Raw genomic sequence first — 17,661 nt, 5'->3', positions numbered from 1 at the left:
TGACCCCTTCTTTATGCTGGCTGCTCAACCCCCGGTCATATTCATGAACCGAAGAATCTGAACATCCCCATTGGTGGAGAAGTGATGCCGCTCCGGCTTCAGGTCCATGGCGTTAATAATGGTCTGGCGGAGCTTGTCGTCGGTCACCGGGTTGCCACGCAGAACGCGGCGAAGGTCCACGGAGTGCTCATTGCCGAGGCAGAGCAGGAGCCGGCCCTCGACGGTGACCCGTACCCGGTTGCAGGTCGAGCAGAAATTATGAGAGTGAGGCGAGATAAAACCCACCTTCGTGGGGCTGCCCGGCATTCGGTAGTAACGGGCGGGGCCGCCGGAATCCTCAGTGGCGGGCACCAGTTCGTAGTGCTGACGGATGATGTCCCGCACTTCCTTGCTGGTACACAGGGCCAAGCCCCGGTCATGCTCGGAAATCTCGCCCAGGGGCATTTCCTCAATGAAACTGATATCCACCTGCTTCTTTCGGGCGAATTCAATCAGCTCGGGGACTTCCTCATCATTGCGCCCCTTCATGACCACGGTATTGAGTTTGATGCCCCGGAAGCCGGCCTCGCGGGCGGCATCGATGCCATCCAGCACCTGGCCGAGATTGCCGGTGCGGGTGATGTTGCGGAATTTTTCGGCGTCCAGGGAATCGAGGCTGATGTTCAGCCGGTGCATTCCGGCTTTGCGCAGGGGCAGGGCCATGGTGGGCAGCTGGCTGCCGTTGGTGGTCATGGCAAAGTCACGCAGCCCATAGGTGCCGATTTCCCTGACCAGCTCCAGGATGTCCTTGCGTACCAGAGGCTCGCCACCGGTCAGGCGGATTTTCTCGGTGCCCAGATCGACGAAATTGCGGGCAACCCGGGCAATCTCCTCCAGAGTCAGAACCTGCTGGCGGGGAAGGAAAGTCATATCCTCGGCCATGCAGTAGACACAGCGGAAGTCACAGCGATCAGTAACGGAGAGCCGCACGTAGTTGACAGTGCGGCCGAAACGGTCTGTGAGCTTGCTCTGGGGCATCGGGTTGATCCTGTTACCGCCTGTTTTTTGATCTGAGTATAGACCAAGTATTGCAGATTGGATCAACGAATCCGATACCCCACGGGAGGTAATTGAACTGCCCAGGCGGGATGCTAAGCCGTCCGGCCGTCTATCCGGGCAAACAGCACGCTGTTTTCCAGGGCGATATGTGCATTCAGGTCTTCCCGGAAAGTGGCGATCTGTTCATAGAGCTTCCGCCAGGTATTGCAGGCATCCTCTGGCAGATCCAAATGGTTGGTGAGTGCGTCAAGCCGGGCAAGCGCGGTACTGTGGTCCTCATGCTCAGCGCGCATCACCGAGATAGGGCCCCGGGCCATGCCGGATATTCCGCGCGCAATCATCGGAAACAGAATCTGCTCCTCCTTGGCCATATGGGTTTCGAGTTCTGCCCGCATCGTCTCAAGGTGGGCACTGAGGCCAGAAGGGCATTCAGGATGACTACCGTGCACCCGCTCGACTCTCTGGGCCAACCGAATCATTTCGGGCAACTGATCCCGGTGGGTGTCGTGATAGCGGTTGAGGATGTGTTCGATCAGTTCTTCCTCTGAGGCTTTTTCAAGCCAGGTTTGTGGGGACATTGATTTTCTCCTTTAGATGCAAAATAAATAAATGTTTTTTGGTTCGGTCATGCTTTTCCGTCTGAATTTTTGGTTAGTGCCTATAAAATAAGGTTGACCCGGGTTGAAATTTCCATAAAAGGAGTTTATAAAATACATGTTAAAGGTGTGTTCAGGAGATTTCAAATGGAAAATCTGCTATTCAGGGCGAACAGTGCGATGGCCTGGTCATTGCTGGGGCTGGTGCTGACAATAGTGGTGGCCTATCCGATGGCGCACTACTTTCCCATGGCCATCCAGATTCTTGCGCACGTTGGAACCCTGCTTTTTGCGGTGGGTATCAAGGTCGCTTACGTTGCCAGGCTGGTATTTCTCAGCCGTTTGGGCAGACCTGTTCACTGAATACCGGTAGAATAGATGCAGTTATGAGCCTTGGTGAGAACCCTGTGATGGGCGGTCGTTTTGGGAAAACCGGATTTCGTATTCTTGCGTATATATCGGTAACGCTGGCTGCGGCGGGTGTGATTTTGCCGTTGTTACCGACGACGCCGTTTGTCTTGTTGGCGGCCTTTTTTGCCAGCAAGGGGTCGCCGGCTTTTGCGCAATGGCTTGAAGACCATCCCAGGTTTGGTCCTGCTATTGATCAGTGGCGCACACGACGGGCTGTCCCCGGGCGGGCAAAGGTGCTGGCCTGCGGCATGATGGCGCTGAGCTGGGGGATGCTGGCTCTTTTCGGGGCATCGGCAATGACTTTGGCGATTTCAGGCGTGTTTCTTAGTGGCACCGCCTGTTACCTGGTGACCCGGCCGTCTTATTGACCCTATTAACGACTGGAGTATTGAATGCACATCACCCGTTACACGGATTACTCACTTCGCGTACTGATTTATCTCGCAGTGCAGGGTGATCAACTGGCAACCATCCAGGAGATTGCCGACAGCTATGATATCTCCAAGAACCATCTTATGAAGGTGGTTCATCAGCTCAACAAGAAAGGCTACATCGAAACCGTTCGCGGCAAGAAGGGTGGTATGCGTCTGCACATGGCGCCGTCCGACATCAATGTCGGTATCCTGGTACGCGAAACCGAGCAGGATCTGAGTATTGTGGAGTGTTTTTCGTCGAAAAATGCTTGCAGGATCACCCCGGTGTGTGGCTTGAAATCGATGTTCGGAGAAGCGTTGAACGCCTTCCTGGAGGTGCTCGATAAATACACCCTGGCCGATATTATCCAGGAGCAGCACAGGCCTCAGTTACTGAGACTGCTCCAGATCGCCTGACGGGGCGATACAGAAACTTACGAATCAAATCCATTTTAAACCGCTGGTGAGCCCGCGGGTCCGATAACATGGAACCGGATTCATAAATAACAACAATCGTTGTCGGGGCCGGTTTGATTCATATTGCCTTGCTGGTGTTGCTGGCGCTGTGTTCGGCAGGCGCGTCCGCAACCGGAACACCGGACAGTTTTCCCGTTGTGCTGGATGAGGACAGCGGAAGGCTCGATATATCCCGCCATTTAACCTACTATGAAGATCCTTCTTCCAGCCTGAATATCTCCCAGATCGTCCGGCGCTGGCCGCAAATTGCATCCGTTGGCATTCCGGATGAAGCTTATAACTTCGGCTTTACCGATTCGACCTACTGGTTCCACACCCGGGTTATCAACAGTTCCAGCCCAAATGATCGCTGGGTGATTGAAGGCCTGTATCCGATCATTGATGAAATGGAAGTTTTCTTTGTCAGGGCGGATGGGAGCGTTGGTCGTCAGATAGCGGGAGACGCGATCCCCTTTCGGCAGCGCCCCAAGGACCACCACAATATCAATTTTTTCCTGAAGCTGCCGACGGGGCAGAGTGTTGACCTGTTTTTCCGTGTCAGGACCTCCGGGGCTGTGCAGATGCGTACCCTGCTGTGGAACTCGGATGACTTCAGTTCGGCGGATCACCAGGAGCGGTTCCTGCTGGGACTCTATTACGGGCTTCTCGTTTCCATGGCAATCTTCAATTTTCTGATCTTCGTGTCGTTCAGGGATACCAACTACCTGTGGTACGTGTCCTATATCCTGTCCTATGGCTTGCTCCAGTTCACCCTGAATGGGCTCGCCTTTGAGCATCTCTGGCCGGAATCGCCCTGGTGGAACAATCGTGCGGTGGCGTTCCTGATTGCTACCGGCATGTTCTGTGTTCTCGGATTCTCCCGTTCGTTCCTGGCTCTCAGGGAGAACGCACCCCGGCTTGAAAAAGTGTTCCTTTCGCTGATGGTGTTCTTTGTTCTCGCCGGGGCGGGGGCACTGTTCTGGCCGGACTATGGCCCGGTAATCCGGGTAAACACCTTTATGGCAGCCGTGTCGGTTGGATTCGTTATCCTGGCAGGTGGGCTTTGCCTGTATCGCAGGTTCCGGCCGGCCCGCTATTTCATGGTGGCCTGGACCGCCTTGTTGTCCGGGATGCTTCTGTACACTCTGAAGACGTTTGCCCTGGTGCCAGCCAACTTTCTCACCGAGTTCGGCATCCAGATCGGCTCGGCTTTCGAAGTCATTCTGCTGTCCATTGCCCTGGCTGACCGCCTGAGGCATATGTCGCTCAAGACCCAGCAAATCCAGCAGGAAATGAACGAAAAGCTGGAATCCCGGGTTGCCGAGCGAACCTCGGAGTTGGAGTCCGCCAACAGGCAACTGGAAGCCCTGAGCTCAACGGATGGATTAACAGGCGTATTCAATCGTCGCTATTTTGATGCCCGCTTGGCGGAAGAAGCTGCCCGTTGCCGGCGTCAGGGTCCTATGGCCCTGATCATGATCGATGTGGATCATTTCAAATCCTTTAACGATAGTCTGGGGCATCAGGCCGGGGATGCGTGCCTGCAGCGGCTCGCTGACACCTTGACGATGGTTGTCCGGCGTGGGACGGATATAGTCGCGCGCTATGGCGGAGAAGAGTTTGCCATTATCCTGCCTTACACTGATGCCACCGGAGCCAGGGCGCTCGCGGAGAAGGTTCGCGCAACGGTTGAGCGTAATCTTCAATTTGAATGGGAAGGGCGCCCGGTTGCGGTGACTGTCAGTCTTGGCGTGGCGATGGCGCCCGGTGGCACTTCCGTGGACCCGTGCGAGCTGATTGCGGCGGCGGACGAGGCTCTCTATGCCTCCAAGCAGGCTGGCCGGAACCGGGTGACGGTCCATTCGCCCGGCAACCTGCATTCCGGAACCTGCGAGCCCGTTATGCCGTAGTGGCAGCCCCTCCTCCAAGACGTTCGGGCAGGGAGTGCCGGAGGATCCGCTTCAATACGGTACCGTACTGCCGGGCGAAACTCCCGGTGTTGTAGTGAATGCCATGCTTCTGGCAGACCGCCTGTACTTTCCCGGAAATCTCCGGGTAACGGTGTGCCGGCAGGTCGGGAAACACATGGTGTTCCACCTGGTAACTCAGATGCCCGCTCAAAATATGCAGCCAGCGGCCCCCGGTAAAGTTTGAGGAGCCGGTTAGCTGGCGAAGGTACCAGTGACCCTTGCTCTCGCCTTCGCATTCCTCCTCGCTGAAGGTCTCGGCGTCCCGGGTAAAGTGGCCGCAGAAAATGACCGTTGATGACCAGAGATTGCGTATCAGGTTGGCGCCAACGTTTCCGGCCAGAACAATGGGGGCCACCGGGAAGGTGACCAACGGAAAGAACACATAGTCCTTGAACGCCTGCCGGCCACCTTTGCGGGCGAATTCTTTCAGGAACGGCAGCTTCTCGCGCCAGCTGATCTCCCTGCGCCGAAGCTTCTCGGTTTCGAGTTCGTGCAGGCCCACACCCCACTGGAAAAACACGCTGAGCAGAACGTAGTTGATGAACTGCAGGGCATGCCAGGGCTTCCAGGGCTCATCATTGCTCAGGCGAAGAACCGCGTACCCGTAGTCCCGGTCCTTGCCGATGATGTTGGTGTAGGTGTGGTGCTCATAGTTGTGGGTGCGGCGCCAGGAATCACCGGTACAGACGGTGTCCCATTCGTAGGTCTGGGAGTGCAGGCTCGGGTCGTTCATCCAGTCGTACTGGCCATGCATCACATTGTGGCCAATCTCCATATTTTCCAGAATCTTACCAGCCCCAAGAGTTGCGGTTGCTGCAACGAAGACCGGTGGGATGAAGCCGAGGGGCATCATCACCCGGCCTCCGACTTCCAGCATCCGGTGGAGGCGCACCATACGACGGATGTGTTGGGCGTCCCGCTCGCCGAGATCGGCAATCACCTCATCCCGGATGACGTTGAGATCCTGTTCGAGTTCCGAGAGCTGTGCTTCGGTCATGTGTTTCATGGTGTTACTCCTTGCGGAGCTTCAAGGCTCCGCGATGAAATCGGGTGTTGGTCATTAAATGTCGATGGAAACCGGACCCTTGGGCACCGAAATGCAAAGCTGGACGTTTTCTTCGCCGTGACCGGAGGCCTGACCGGTCAGACGATTGATTACGGTGCCGGCGGTTTTGCGGCAGCTGCATTGGTGGCAAATGCCCATCCGGCAGCCGTAGCGGGGTGACAGGCCGGCCGCCTCGGCTATTTCCAGCAGGGTGGCATCGCCCTCGGAGCCAACCCCCAGTTTGCTTTCGGAAAACCGGACCTGCCCTCCCAGTGGCTCGTTACCCGGATCGGCCTGTGGCACCGAAAAGAACGTGCTGTGGATGTCTGTGTCGGCAATGCCACGCTGGTGGAGTAGCTCCCGGGCCAGGTCCATCAGCCCTTTCGGGCCGCAAAGGTAAACCTGCCGTGCATTGATCCCGGGTATTGAGCCAAGATCCGCGTCGCACAGGTAGCGGGGTGTGTCTGTCTCGTGGGTTGTGATGATGTGCAGGGTCAGCGCGCCGTAGCGTGCTGCCAGGGCCTGAAGTTTTTCCCGGGCGATTACGTCGTCCTCTATGCGCACAAAATACAGCAACGTCACCGGCGCCCGGTAATTGGTGGCGGCCATGGTTTCAAGCTGGCTCAGCACCGGCGTGATCCCGCTGCCTCCCGCGATGAACAGCACCGGTCGAGCCGGTTCGGGAATCTGAAAGTCACCAAAGGCCTCCCCCATTCCGATCACCGTGCCGGTCTGGAGGTCATCGTGTATCCAGTTGGTCACCCGTCCGCCCGGCAGGCGTTTGATGGTCAGGGTTGCCCGCCCCTGTTCCTGCCAGAGAATCGGGGAGCTGGAGAGACTGAAGCTGCGATTACGGCGAATGCCACCCACATCAATACAGATGTTCACATGCTGACCGGCCCTGAATCCGGACCATCTTCGGGACGGCTGCAGTACCAGGGTTTTGGTGTCCGGGGTTTCCTGGATGATCTGTTCCACCCGTGCCGGTGTGTACTCTTGTACCCACATCGGATTGATGGGCTCAAGCAGCGGGTCGAAAAATGCAGCCGGGTCATTCCGGTTAAATAGCTGCCTGCCAAGCCAGTTCAGCGTTCGGCTCTGGGTCTGTTTGGCTAACATGGTGCTTGTCTCCCGTAAATATTCTGTTCCGATGTGCACACTTGTACACTAATGTGTACGAATGTACACAGGGTTGTGGAGGGAGGCAATGGGTGCCTGGGCATTGGCGCAAAATGACACGCTTTCTGTACTTTTATTTTTCGGGATGTGTACACTTGTCAGCCATTGATCAACGGCAGTCAGTACGGGCAGGCGATGGCGGAAAAACAACGAAGAAAGCCCGGTGAAACCCGCGAGAAACTGATGAATGCGGCGTTAACACTGGTGGGGAAGGGGCGGCATTTCGCCAGTCTGGGTATCCGGGAGGTAACGCGGCAGGCCGGGGTGGTTCCAACCTCGTTCTATCGCCACTTCCGCAATATGGATGACCTGGGCTTGCAGCTGGTGGATGAGCTGGGGCTGGTATTGCGCCGGATGATGCGTGAGGCCCGGGCTAATGTGTTACAGGCGGACAAGCTGATTGAAGAATCCGTGGCTATCTTCATCAGCCATGCCCAGGCCAACCGGAGCTTTTTTATGTTCATGGCCCAAGGGCTTGCCGGCGAGAGCCGGGCAGTGCAGGAGGGCATTCGCAGCGAAATGCGGTTCTTCGCCAGCGAGCTGGCCAACGACCTGCGCAGGTTGAGGCTGGTGGATCACCTTACCGACCAGGATCTGGATATGACCGCTGATCTGGTGGTGCGAAGCGTCGCCTTCAGCCTGACCGACCTGTTGGGTGTTTCACCGGATGATGATTACCAGATTGAGCAGATCCGGAAGCGGACTACCCGCTTCCTTCAGCTGATCTTCGTGGGCGCTGCTAACTGGAAAAGCCCGGGCTGAGTCAGGGCCCGGCCGGGGACACCTTCACTCTTTCGGTGCGGCCTTCTTTCGCGATGCCCGGGGTTTTGCTGCAGTTCCCGTTTTTTTTGTTGCGGCTTCAGGCTTCGACGGCGGCGGCAAAATCAGACTTTCCAGCTCATCCAGTGCCTCTCCGGTATACACCGCCAGTTTTTGCATGCTTGGCAGGGTATCCCGGCAACCGGTATAGCCGAAGTTCAGGGACCCCGCATAACTCAGGCAGGTAATGTTCAGTGCGCCGCCGTGGGTAATCAATGACACCGGGTACATGGCCTCCAGCCTGGCGCCCTCATAGTAGAGCGTTCTCTGGGGGCCGGGTACATTGGAGATGGTGACGTTGAACACCGGGCGCATTCGCCCGCCCAGCCCGGACATCAATTGGAGAATGTAGGGCGACATCAGCAACATGGTGTACTGGGTCAGTGCGCTCTTGGGCAGCTTCTGCAGGTGTTCTTTCGCGCGCCGGCTTGATGTCTTGATATTTTGCAGTCGCGTTAGCGGGTCCGGTTCGTCGGTCGCCAGGGAGGCGATTATAAAGCTGATCTGGGTGCCTGTGCCCTGGTCACCGGCTGGCCGGATATTAACCGGTATACCGGCCGTGAGGGGGGTGTCGGGTAACTCATCCTGCTCAAGCAGAAAGCGCCGGAGGGCGGTCCCGCAGAGGTACAGCACGATATCGTTCAGGGAGCCGCCCGATACCTGGGAGAGCGCTTTGATGCGTTCCAGCTGGTAATGCTGGGTGGCGAACCGGCGCTGGCCGGTTACCCGGTGATTGATCTTCGACACCGGCCCGGTGAAAGGCGCGGTGAGGCCATCCTCCGGGTGGCGGACCGAATGGACCAGCCGGTTCCCCGCCTGCCACAGCCGTGGTGCCATATCGGCCTGCAACTTCAGGGCATCCATGGCCTGTGAAAATGCAGCCGGTACGCTGGCTTCGGAATCGGTTTTGCTGCCCCGGCGGCGCTCTGGCCGAACCGACCAGGGGGGAGGCATGTCCTTTTTGTCCGGGTCTGTGGTCAGCACCCGTTGCATCAGGCGAACACCACTGATGCCATCAATCATTGAATGATGCATCTTGGTGTACAGGGCAAAGCGGTTGTTCTCCAGCCCTTCGATGACATGGCACTCCCAGAGCGGGCGGGCGAAATCGAGGGGGTTGGAGTGCAGCCGCGAAACCAGAATGCCCAGTTCACGTTCACCGCCAGGTCGGGGCAGGGCAGAGTGGCGGACATGGTAATCCAGGTCGATGTCCTTATCGGTTTTCCAGGCCGGTGCCAGTACCCGGCCCAGAAAGCCGGACCAGGCAAGCTTGTAGCACCACGGAGGCGCTACGTCGCCGGTTTCTTTCATGCGGGTGATCATGTCCCGAAGAAAGGTTTCAGGGGCGCCTTCGGGTAGCGAAAAGATCTGCAGATTGCCCACGTGCATCGGGGTGTCTTCGGATTCTACTGCCAGCCAAGAGGCATCCAGGGTTCCCAGGCGTTTCATTCCTTGAGTGTCTCCACGAGTGTCCAGGTATTTTAGTTATCTGTTGCAAGTATACTGATAACTGCTTCAGGACACGATCCTCCCGGCCAGAAAGTTCTCTGGTTTTCGTGGTTTCCCGGTTACAAGCGGTTGCTGTTGAATGCTCCCGCAAGTGAACAGTCTGTGCTACTTTTCACCGGTTGGCTGCGGTAAAAACAAAAACATCCGGAGGCACTGTGGAATCCAGTGCCATGTCCATACCGGCGGCGGTTTATGGGGTGCTGATGTTTCTGATCGGGGTGATTCTGGCCATGTATGGCTGGAGCATCATTCTCAAGGCGTCCATAACTTCGCCGTCGGCCCGACGACGTGTTTTGGGCGTGCCCTACCTGTAAAAGACGGTTACGCATCTTTGCAAGATTTGACTGGTCAGCCTCTCAATAAGCATTACTCTTTATGAATCAATTTTGGGCAAGGCTTAATGAAAGCCTTGTTCCCTGGATTGTAATAAAAAATAAAAACACATCCACCATGCGGCAATACCGGGCAAGCCACCCTGACAGATTCCGTTCGCTAGCCCGGGGTCTGGGGTTACGGTGCGCCTCCGCGGCTGGTGCGACCCGAGAGGCCACAACATGAAAGTCTTATTGCGACCCGGTACGGCACTGTTGAATAACCTGCGGTACCCCCAGAAGTTTCTCCTCATCTCACTCGTTTTCCTGATCCCCCTGTTCGGTCTTGGCTACCTTCTGCAAGCGGAGATGGCCTCTCAGATCCATTTTGTTGACAAAGAGCGGCAGGGGCTGTCGGATATTGACCTGGTCCGCAGGCCTCTGGCCCTCATTCAGCAACACCGTGGGCTTTCCGCTGGCTTTCATGGTGGAAACCGTGACTTTCTTAACGATATCAGAAGCAAAGCTGCAGAAGTGGATCAGACCCTGGAAAATCTGGATCGGCTGGCAAGCGCAGATGCCAGCTCAAAGGAAATTGCCGGGAAAGTGAAGATGATTCAGCGGGACTGGCAACGACTTTCAGGATCGGTCACCGGGATGACTGCTGCGCAGAGCTTTGAATCGCATACTGCCCTGATTGATAAACTGTTTGAGCTCACGGGGTTGCTGGCGGAGGCCTCAAATCTGATCCTGGATCCGGAGGTGGATACCTTCTATCTGATTGATCTTGTAGTCAATAAGTTTCCCTCTTTGACCGAGTCGATGGGGCAGGCCCGTGGGATCGGAGCAGGTGTGGCTGCAGCTGGCACACATCAGGGCCGTTCATGGGCGGATCTTGCAGTTCGTCAGGACAGGATTGTCCAGCAACTCAATGCATTTGAATACAATCTGGAGCGTGTATTTTCCTACAAGCCGGAGTTGGGTGCCAAACTTAAGGAGTTGGGGGATCAGACTAAAAGAAGTATTCGTAACCTCTCTGATTTGGTTCAGACCCAACTGCTTGATCCGGAGACACTGTCCGTGTCCGCAGGAGATGTTGTACGCGTAGGCACTCAGGCCATCAATCAGGTGTTCGATGTCTTTGATCAGACCCTGCCTGTGCTGGATGGGTTGATGGCGGCCAGGAAGGGCCGATTTGCACAGGTCAGAACCATCACTCTGGCGGTCATGGCCCTGGCTCTGCTGGTCGTGCTTTACCTGTTCCTGTCGTTCTATCGCGGTGTGATCGACAGCATTGAAGAGTTTCAGGAAACAACAGGCAAGCTTGGTGAAGGTGATCTGACTGCACGGTTTAACATCCGTGGAAAAGATGAACTGGCGGGTGTGGCCCAATCTCTGAATGTCATGGTCTCAGGTTTTGAGAAAGTGGTTAAGCACGTGATCCAATCGACGGAGCAAGTGGCCCAGGCTGCGGAAGAGCTGTCCGCCGTCACTGAGCAAACGGCCGCAGGCGTTTCTCAGCAGCGGGCTGAAACCCAACAGGTAGCCTCTGCCATGAGTGAACTCAGCGCTACCGTTCGTGAGGTGGCCTGCAATACGGTAGCGGCGGCAGAAGCTGCCAATCAGGCCAATAGCGAAGCCGGTGAAGGCCGGGGGGTGCTTCAGGAAATGGTCGCCAAAGTTAATGTGCTTGCGGAGGCTATGGAAGATGCCGGGCAAGTGATGACTCAGCTGCAGTCACAGAGCAGTGAAATCGGTACGGTACTTGAGGTGATTAACGGAATCGCGGAACAAACCAACCTGCTTGCCCTGAACGCTGCCATTGAAGCGGCCCGGGCGGGAGAAGGTGGCCGTGGATTTGCAGTTGTTGCGGATGAGGTTCGATCGCTAGCGGCCCGAACTCAGAGTTCCACCGAAGAGATCGACGCCACGATCGAAAAGTTGAGATGCGGTGCCGCTGACGCCGTCAAGGTAATCGAGTTAAGCAGGAAAAATACCGGAGAAAGCGTCGAGCTGGCCAAAGTAACCGGTCGCTCACTGGAGTCGATACTTGAACGGGTCGCGGTGATCAACGACATGAACACGCAGATCGCCAGTGCTGCCGAGCAGCAAACAACGGTTGCAGATGAAATGAATCTGAATGTCGAAAATATTGCGGGCGTGGCCGAGCAGGCTGCAACAGCATCCGGGCAAACGGCGGAGTCAAGCCAGAATCTTTCGCTCCTCTCTCAGGAACTGCTGCAGTCTGTGGTTCATTTCAAGGTTGCCTGATTAAGCTGGCGTGCATACCGGAGAAGTGGGGGAGGAGCGCTTCCCCTGCCGATTTGGGGCTTTCCTGGCAGGTCCTTCCTGCGTATGCTCAGATCATTGACGCCTTCAGTACTTAACGCGGCGCCAGTGCGGGTTGACGATGACCTGAGCGGAGTAAGAAATGACTTTTCTGAATGGTATTACCCTCCTTCTGGTGTATCAGTTAGTGGGCGAAATCACGGTTCGTCTGCTAGGCCTGCCCATTCCCGGGCCGGTGCTTGGCATGGTGATGCTATTCATAACCCTGATGATCCGGGGAAAGGCGCCAGAGTCAGTTGATCAGGCGTCTACCGCGTTGCTCAGCCACCTCTCGCTGCTGTTCGTGCCTGCTGGTGTGGGCATGATGGCGCATTTTGGCCGCATCGCCGACGAGTGGGTGCCGATCACTCTGGCTCTGCTTTTGAGTACCGTGATCACCATGGTGGCCACAGCCCTGATCATGCAGGTGACCACTCGCTGGTTTACCCGGCCCCTCGCCGGGAAAGGTGAGCATGATGAATGAGCCGGGTCTGAAAGATATCTGGGTTTACCTGTCGGCCTCTCCGCTGCTGGGGCTTACCATTACCCTGGTGGCGTATGGCCTGGCCTACCGGCTATACCTGAAAACCAACTCCAATCCGCTGGCTAATCCGGTCGTCACGTCGGTTGCGATGCTTATCATTCTGTTGCTGGCTACCGGCACTTCCTACAATGACTACTTTGAAGGTGGCCAGTTTGTTCATTTCCTGCTGGGGCCGGCCACAGTTGCCCTGGCTGTTCCCCTGTACCAACAATTTTCCAGACTGCGCCAACTCTGGTTGCCGGTAACGATCTCACTGTTCTGTGGCGTGGTGATTGCTGCCGGCAGCTCCATTGGTTTGGCCCGGCTGCTTGGCGGCTCCATGGAAATCCAGATGTCCCTGGCACCAAAATCGGCGACTGCGCCTGTGGCTATGGGCATCTCCGAGAAGATAGGCGGGCTTCCCTCGCTGACCGCCGTGCTGGTGGTGATCACCGGGATCACCGGCGCCGTGCTAGGCACCAAGCTGTTTGAGTGGATCCGGGTACGGGATGACACCGCCAAGGGCATTGCCATGGGCGTCGCGGCGCACGGCATCGGAACCGCCCGGGCCTTTCAGGTGAGCTCCCAGATGGGGGCCTTTTCCGGGCTGGCGATGGCGCTCTCGGCTTTTGCCACCGCCTTGCTGGTGCCGTGGCTGGTGGATATGCTTGCGTCCTGGCTGCCGGTCTAGTCAGAGACTTTGAGCCCGCAACCAACGTTCAATAATGAGCAAATCGAACATCAGGGAATTCAGAATCATGCAAACCAAGTTTCTTCTCCAAGAGAGCCAGATGCCGAAGTACTGGTACAACCTGCAGGCGGACTTTCCGGAACCGCTGCCGGCGGTGCTGCACCCGGGGACTCAGCAGCCAGTAGGACCGTCGGACCTTGAACCGCTGTTCCCGATGGCGCTGATCGAACAGGAAGTGACCACAGAGCGGGAAATCGAGATTCCCGAGCCGGTGCGTGACGTCTACAAACTCTGGCGCCCGGCCCCGTTATACCGGGCTCATCGGCTCGAGAAAGCGCTTGGTACACCGGCGAAGATTTTCTACAAATACGAAGGCGTGAGCCCGGCGGGCAGCCACAAGCCCAATACCGCCATTCCCCAGGCCTTTTACAACCGTGAAGCGGGCATTCGTACCCTCACCACGGAAACCGGCGCGGGTCAGTGGGGCACATCCCTGTCCTTCGCGGGTTCGCTGTTTGATATTGACGTTACCGTGTTTCAGGTGCGGGTCTCCTACAACCAGAAACCCTATCGCCGGGCGGTGATGGAAACCTACGGTGCCAGGTGTGTGGCCTCGCCCTCGGAGCTGACCGAATTCGGGCGCAAGGTGCTGGCGGACAACCCGGACCACACCGGCAGTCTGGGGATTGCCATTTCAGAGGCGGTGGAACTGGCGGTGCAGGATCCGAACACCAAGTACGCCCTGGGCTCGGTACTGAACCATGTGTTATTGCACCAGAGCATCATTGGTCTGGAAGCCATGCAGCAGATGGAAATGGCGGACTGCTGGCCGGATGTCATCGTGGGCTGCACCGGTGGTGGTTCCAACTTTGCCGGCATTGCCTTCCCGTTTATGGGCCATGCGCTACGGGGTGGTGAAAAATCCCGGATCGTTGCGGTGGAGCCCTCGGCCTGTCCGACCCTCACCCGCGGCAGGTACGCCTATGATTACGGCGATACTGCCCAGATGACGCCGCTGACCAAGATGCACACGCTGGGTTCTGGGTTTACGCCGCCGGGCTTCCATGCCGGTGGCCTGCGTTATCATGGCATGGCGCCGATGGTGTCCCACGCCAAGGAACTGGGCCTGTTTGATGCGGTGGCCTACACGCAACGTGAATGCTTCGAGGCTGGCGTGCTGTTTGCCCGTAACGAGGGCATCGTGCCCGCCCCGGAAGCCAACCACGCAGTCAAGGGCGCCATCGACGAAGCCCTGCGCTGCAAGCGAGAAGGCAAGGAAGAGGTGATTCTGTTCAACCTCTGTGGCCACGGTCACTTCGATATGGCGGCCTATACCTCCTATTTCGCCGGCGACCTGAGTGACCACGAATACGACGAGCAGGAACTGGCCATGGCCCTGTCCGGGCTCCCGTCCGTCAATGCCTGATCAGTCGTCTTTACGCTGCTGAAAGATGGTACCCCCGCCGCCAGCGTTCGGTTGCCGGATGGCGGTGGGTGCCAGATCAATCCTCCTCGAATTCCTGGGGTGGGCAATGGTATTGCTGGACGGTGGCGCCGTCGTCCACGCTCTCCAGGTGTACATCAAAGCCCCATAACCGGTGCGCGTGGCGCAGCACTTCTTCGGTCTCGTTGCCCAGGGGCACGCGATCTACCGGTACGTGCCGCAGGGTTAGCGAGCGGTCACCTCGCACATCCACGTTCCACACCTGAATGTTCGGCTCACGGTAACTGAGGTTGTACTGGCGGGCCAGTTTTTCTCGCAGTTCCCGGTAGCCGGGGTCGTCGTGAATGGCGGTTACCCGGTACACATCTTCCTGGTCGTCGTTCTGGATTGCGAACAGCTTCAGATCCCGCATCACCTTGGGCGAGAGGAACTGCTGGATAAAGCTCTCGTCCTTGAAGTTTTTCATCGCGAAATGCAGGGTTTCCAGCCAGTCACTGCCGGCGATGTCCGGGAACCAGTGGCGGTCTTCATCCGTCGGCTTCTCACAGATCCGGCGAAGGTCCGTGAAAATGGAAAAACCCAGGGTGTAGGGGTTGATGCCCGAGTACCAGGGGCTGTTAAACGGCGGCTGATAAACCACGGCCGAATGGCTCTGGAGGAATTCGAGCATGAAGCCGTCGTTCACCAGGCCCTTGTCGTACATGCGGTGCAACAGGGTATAGTGCCAGAAGGTGGCCCAGCCCTCGTTCATCACCTGGGTCTGGCGCTGCGGGTAGAAATACTGGGCCAGCTTGCGCACGATGCGGATGATTTCCCGCTGCCAGGTTTCCAGCAGCGGGGCGTTTTTCTCGATGAAATAGAGAATGTTCTCCTGCGGTTCCTCGGGGTAGCGCTGGCGCCGCTTCACCGGGTCGTCGTCCTCGTCCATCTTCGGGATGGTGCGCCACAGGTCGTTGATGCGCCGTTGCTGGTATTCCTCCCGCTCCTTCTGCCGCCGCATTTCCTCCGAGGCCGAGATGGGGGCCGGCCGCTTGTATCGGTCTACGCCATAGTTCATCATGGCATGGCAGGAATCCAGAATCTCCTCTACCGCGTCCACGCCGTAACGCTCCTCGCATTCCGCCACGTAATTCCGGGCGAACACCAGGTAGTCAATAATCGCGCTGGCGTCGGTCCAGGTGCGGAACAGGTAATTGCCCTTGAAGAAGGAATTGTGGCCATAGGAGGCGTGGGCAATCACCAGCGCCTGCATTGGCAGGGTATTCTCCTCCATCAGGTAAGCGATGCAGGGATTGGAGTTTATGACGATCTCGTAGGCCAGCCCCATCTGGCCGCGCTGGTATCCCTTTGAGGTACTGAGGAACTGTTTGCCGAAGGACCAGTGATGGTAGCCAACGGGCATGCCCACGGAGCTGTAGGCGTCCATCATCTGTTCAGCACTGATCACCTCAATCTGGTTGGGGTAGGTGTCCAGACCGAACTCAGCGGCGCATTTGGCGATCTCGTCGTCGTATTTCTGGACCAGCTCGAAGGTCCATTCAGAACCCGTTGAGATTGGCTCCCGGGCTCTGGGCTGGTTACTTCCCGGCGGGTTCGGGCGGCCCATGAGGTTGGTCATGCGGCTTTCCTCTCAAACAACTGGCGGAACACCGGATAGATCTCGCCGGGGTCGGCGATCTGCTGTAACGCAAAGCTCTGGGGGAAGCGTTCGTGGATCTTCTCGTATTCATACCAGAGCATCTGGTGATCCTGCGGCGTGATTTCCACATAGGCGAAGTACTGGACCAGCGGCAAAATACTGTCGGCCAGAATCTTGCTGCACACCGGGGAATCGTCATTCCAGTTATCGCCATCTGATGCCTGTGCCGCGTAGATATTCCACTCAGACGGAGAATAGCGGGATTCAACGATCTTGCGCATCAGTTTCAGGGCGCTGGAGACGATGGTGCCGCCGGTTTCCCGGGAATAGAAGAACTCCTCCTCGTCCACTTCCTTGGCGCTGGTGTGGTGGCGAATGAAGACCACTTCGATCTTCTTGTAGTTTTTCTTCAGGAACAGGTACAGCAGGATGAAAAAGCGCTTGGCGATGTCCTTGTGCATCTGGGTCATGGACCCGGACACATCCATCAGGCAGAACATCACAGCGCTGGTGGTCGGTTGCGGCTGCTTCAGGTGCTGGCGGTAGCGCAGGTCGATTTCATCAATGAACGGGATTCGCTTTACATTCGCTTTCAGCCGGGCAATTTCTTCCTCCAGAACCTGAATCTGGTCTTCATGGCTGAACGCCGGGTCCAGGTCGTCCGGCGCGGATTTCAGGGCTTCCAGTTGTTTTTCCAGATCCCGGATCTTTTTCTTGCGGGCACCGCCAAGGCCCAGGCGCCGGGCGTGGGCACCGCGCAGGGAGCGCACGACATCCAGCTTGGCCGGCACCCCCTGGGTGCTGAAACCGGAGCGGACGTATTTGAAGGCTTCGGTGTCTTTCAGTTTCTTGCGGGCCAGGTTGGGCAGTTCCAGATCGTCGAACAGGAAATCCAGGAACTCTTCCTGGGTGATCTGGAAGGCGAATTCGTCCATACCCTCTCCATCCGGGCTGGCCTGCCCCTGTCCGGAACCCTGGCCACCACCGCCTTCGGGCTTCGGGATGGTGTCCCCGGCCACAAACTCCTGGTTACCGGGGTGAACCACCTCCCGCCGGCCGCCCTGGCCGTGGTGGAAGATGGGTTCTTCAATGTCCCGGGACGGAATGCTGACTTTCTCGCCCCGCTCTATGTCTGTAATCGAGCGCTTCTGCACCGCATCCGCCACTGCACGTTTGATGTGGTGGCGGTAGCGGCGCAGGAACCGTTCCCGGTTCACCGCGCTCTTGTTCTTGCCGTTCAGTCGCCGGTCGACTATGTGGGTCATTCCCATGGCGTAACTCCAGTTCAG

Annotated in this window: 17 protein-coding genes; 10 read left to right on the top strand and 7 right to left on the bottom strand. The window is 57.3% G+C overall.

Translation table 11 applies throughout. The annotated features are described in order from the left end of the window. Positions 1-24 precede the first annotated feature (24 nt). The gene (gene moaA, locus NLK58_RS08940) at positions 25-1,017 is read right to left on the bottom strand and encodes a GTP 3',8-cyclase MoaA (protein WP_117618178.1); all 993 of its coding nucleotides are present in this window, start codon (positions 1,015-1,017) and stop codon (positions 25-27) included. Positions 1,018-1,130: 113 nt separating this feature from the next. Continuing rightward, the gene (locus tag NLK58_RS08935) at positions 1,131-1,616 is read right to left on the bottom strand and encodes a hemerythrin domain-containing protein (protein ID WP_117618177.1); all 486 of its coding nucleotides are present in this window, start codon (positions 1,614-1,616) and stop codon (positions 1,131-1,133) included. A gap of 165 nt (positions 1,617-1,781) precedes the next feature. On the opposite strand from NLK58_RS08935, the gene NLK58_RS08930 reads away from it, so the two are divergent. The 4 genes from NLK58_RS08930 to NLK58_RS08915 all read left to right on the top strand — a co-directional run bounded on the left by NLK58_RS08930 (position 1,782) and on the right by NLK58_RS08915 (position 4,824). Then, complete coding sequence (locus tag NLK58_RS08930; protein ID WP_117618176.1) at positions 1,782-1,997, top strand: hypothetical protein; 216 nt, start codon at positions 1,782-1,784, stop codon at positions 1,995-1,997. Between the two features lie 23 nt (positions 1,998-2,020). Further along, entirely contained in the window at positions 2,021-2,413 is a 393-nt protein-coding gene (locus NLK58_RS08925) for a YbaN family protein (protein ID WP_117618175.1), read from the top strand. A gap of 24 nt (positions 2,414-2,437) precedes the next feature. Beyond that, complete coding sequence (locus NLK58_RS08920; protein ID WP_117618174.1) at positions 2,438-2,875, top strand: Rrf2 family transcriptional regulator; 438 nt, start codon at positions 2,438-2,440, stop codon at positions 2,873-2,875. A 113-nt stretch (positions 2,876-2,988) separates the two neighbouring features. After that, on the top strand, positions 2,989-4,824 hold the full coding sequence (locus NLK58_RS08915) for a 7TM diverse intracellular signaling domain-containing protein (RefSeq protein ID WP_341582556.1): 1,836 nt from the start codon (positions 2,989-2,991) through the stop codon (positions 4,822-4,824). Here the strand turns inward: NLK58_RS08915 and NLK58_RS08910 are convergent. Beyond that, positions 4,814-5,890: an acyl-CoA desaturase gene (locus NLK58_RS08910; RefSeq protein WP_341582555.1), complete on the bottom strand. Its 1,077-nt coding sequence runs from the start codon at positions 5,888-5,890 to the stop codon at positions 4,814-4,816. The genes NLK58_RS08915 and NLK58_RS08910 overlap by 11 nt on opposite strands. Before the next feature lie 54 nt (positions 5,891-5,944). After that, entirely contained in the window at positions 5,945-7,048 is a 1,104-nt protein-coding gene (locus NLK58_RS08905; RefSeq protein WP_341582554.1) for an FAD-binding oxidoreductase, read from the bottom strand. A gap of 195 nt (positions 7,049-7,243) precedes the next feature. On the opposite strand from NLK58_RS08905, the gene NLK58_RS08900 reads away from it, so the two are divergent. Continuing rightward, positions 7,244-7,870 carry a TetR family transcriptional regulator gene (locus NLK58_RS08900; RefSeq protein WP_117618170.1) on the top strand — a complete coding sequence of 209 codons (627 nt, stop codon included), beginning with the start codon at positions 7,244-7,246 and terminating at the stop codon, positions 7,868-7,870. Between the two features lie 24 nt (positions 7,871-7,894). Here NLK58_RS08900 and NLK58_RS08895 read toward each other — a convergent pair whose 3' ends face one another. After that, entirely contained in the window at positions 7,895-9,376 is a 1,482-nt protein-coding gene (locus NLK58_RS08895) for a wax ester/triacylglycerol synthase family O-acyltransferase (RefSeq protein WP_117618169.1), read from the bottom strand. A 215-nt stretch (positions 9,377-9,591) separates the two neighbouring features. Between NLK58_RS08895 and NLK58_RS08890 the strand changes: the two genes are divergently transcribed. The 5 genes from NLK58_RS08890 (at position 9,592) to NLK58_RS08870 (ending at position 14,715) form a co-directional block, all read left to right on the top strand. Then, entirely contained in the window at positions 9,592-9,750 is a 159-nt protein-coding gene (locus NLK58_RS08890; protein ID WP_341582552.1) for a hypothetical protein, read from the top strand. Between the two features lie 240 nt (positions 9,751-9,990). Next, a complete protein-coding gene (locus NLK58_RS08885) occupies positions 9,991-12,018 on the top strand; it encodes a methyl-accepting chemotaxis protein (RefSeq protein ID WP_341582550.1) in 2,028 nt (675 codons plus the stop codon). Between the two features lie 160 nt (positions 12,019-12,178). Beyond that, the gene (locus NLK58_RS08880) at positions 12,179-12,559 is read left to right on the top strand and encodes a CidA/LrgA family protein (protein WP_117618167.1); all 381 of its coding nucleotides are present in this window, start codon (positions 12,179-12,181) and stop codon (positions 12,557-12,559) included. Further along, complete coding sequence (locus NLK58_RS08875) at positions 12,552-13,289, top strand: LrgB family protein (protein WP_117618166.1); 738 nt, start codon at positions 12,552-12,554, stop codon at positions 13,287-13,289. The genes NLK58_RS08880 and NLK58_RS08875 overlap by 8 nt, the downstream gene beginning before the upstream one ends. A gap of 67 nt (positions 13,290-13,356) precedes the next feature. Beyond that, a complete protein-coding gene (locus NLK58_RS08870; RefSeq protein ID WP_117618165.1) occupies positions 13,357-14,715 on the top strand; it encodes a TrpB-like pyridoxal phosphate-dependent enzyme in 1,359 nt (452 codons plus the stop codon). A gap of 76 nt (positions 14,716-14,791) precedes the next feature. On the opposite strand, the gene NLK58_RS08865 is transcribed toward NLK58_RS08870, so the two are convergent. Further along, the gene (locus tag NLK58_RS08865) at positions 14,792-16,351 is read right to left on the bottom strand and encodes a SpoVR family protein (protein ID WP_117618164.1); all 1,560 of its coding nucleotides are present in this window, start codon (positions 16,349-16,351) and stop codon (positions 14,792-14,794) included. Next, positions 16,348-17,643: a YeaH/YhbH family protein gene (locus NLK58_RS08860; protein WP_341582549.1), complete on the bottom strand. Its 1,296-nt coding sequence runs from the start codon at positions 17,641-17,643 to the stop codon at positions 16,348-16,350. Before NLK58_RS08860 ends, NLK58_RS08865 begins: the two co-directional genes overlap by 4 nt. Between the last annotated feature and the right edge of the window lie 18 nt (positions 17,644-17,661).

It is taken from the genome of Marinobacter metalliresistant (assembly GCF_038098645.1).
Classification (GTDB): domain Bacteria; phylum Pseudomonadota; class Gammaproteobacteria; order Pseudomonadales; family Oleiphilaceae; genus Marinobacter; species Marinobacter metalliresistant.
Note: the sequence above shows the minus strand (reverse complement) of the source record. Positions and strands in the feature narration are given on the sequence as shown.

Bases quoted from the DNA above. Each gene is read 5' to 3' on its own strand.
- moaA (WP_117618178.1), bottom strand. From the start codon at position 1,017: ATGCCCCAGAGCAAGCTCACAGACCGTTTCGGCCGCACTGTCAACTAC.
- NLK58_RS08935 (WP_117618177.1), bottom strand. From the start codon at position 1,616: ATGTCCCCACAAACCTGGCTTGAAAAAGCCTCAGAGGAAGAACTGATC.
- NLK58_RS08930 (WP_117618176.1), top strand. From the start codon at position 1,782: ATGGAAAATCTGCTATTCAGGGCGAACAGTGCGATGGCCTGGTCATTG.
- NLK58_RS08925 (WP_117618175.1), top strand. From the start codon at position 2,021: ATGAGCCTTGGTGAGAACCCTGTGATGGGCGGTCGTTTTGGGAAAACC.
- NLK58_RS08920 (WP_117618174.1), top strand. From the start codon at position 2,438: ATGCACATCACCCGTTACACGGATTACTCACTTCGCGTACTGATTTAT.
- NLK58_RS08910 (WP_341582555.1), bottom strand. From the start codon at position 5,890: ATGAAACACATGACCGAAGCACAGCTCTCGGAACTCGAACAGGATCTC.
- NLK58_RS08905 (WP_341582554.1), bottom strand. From the start codon at position 7,048: ATGTTAGCCAAACAGACCCAGAGCCGAACGCTGAACTGGCTTGGCAGG.
- NLK58_RS08900 (WP_117618170.1), top strand. From the start codon at position 7,244: ATGGCGGAAAAACAACGAAGAAAGCCCGGTGAAACCCGCGAGAAACTG.
- NLK58_RS08895 (WP_117618169.1), bottom strand. From the start codon at position 9,376: ATGAAACGCCTGGGAACCCTGGATGCCTCTTGGCTGGCAGTAGAATCC.
- NLK58_RS08885 (WP_341582550.1), top strand. From the start codon at position 9,991: ATGAAAGTCTTATTGCGACCCGGTACGGCACTGTTGAATAACCTGCGG.
- NLK58_RS08880 (WP_117618167.1), top strand. From the start codon at position 12,179: ATGACTTTTCTGAATGGTATTACCCTCCTTCTGGTGTATCAGTTAGTG.
- NLK58_RS08875 (WP_117618166.1), top strand. From the start codon at position 12,552: ATGAATGAGCCGGGTCTGAAAGATATCTGGGTTTACCTGTCGGCCTCT.
- NLK58_RS08870 (WP_117618165.1), top strand. From the start codon at position 13,357: ATGCAAACCAAGTTTCTTCTCCAAGAGAGCCAGATGCCGAAGTACTGG.
- NLK58_RS08865 (WP_117618164.1), bottom strand. From the start codon at position 16,351: ATGACCAACCTCATGGGCCGCCCGAACCCGCCGGGAAGTAACCAGCCC.
- NLK58_RS08860 (WP_341582549.1), bottom strand. From the start codon at position 17,643: ATGGGAATGACCCACATAGTCGACCGGCGACTGAACGGCAAGAACAAG.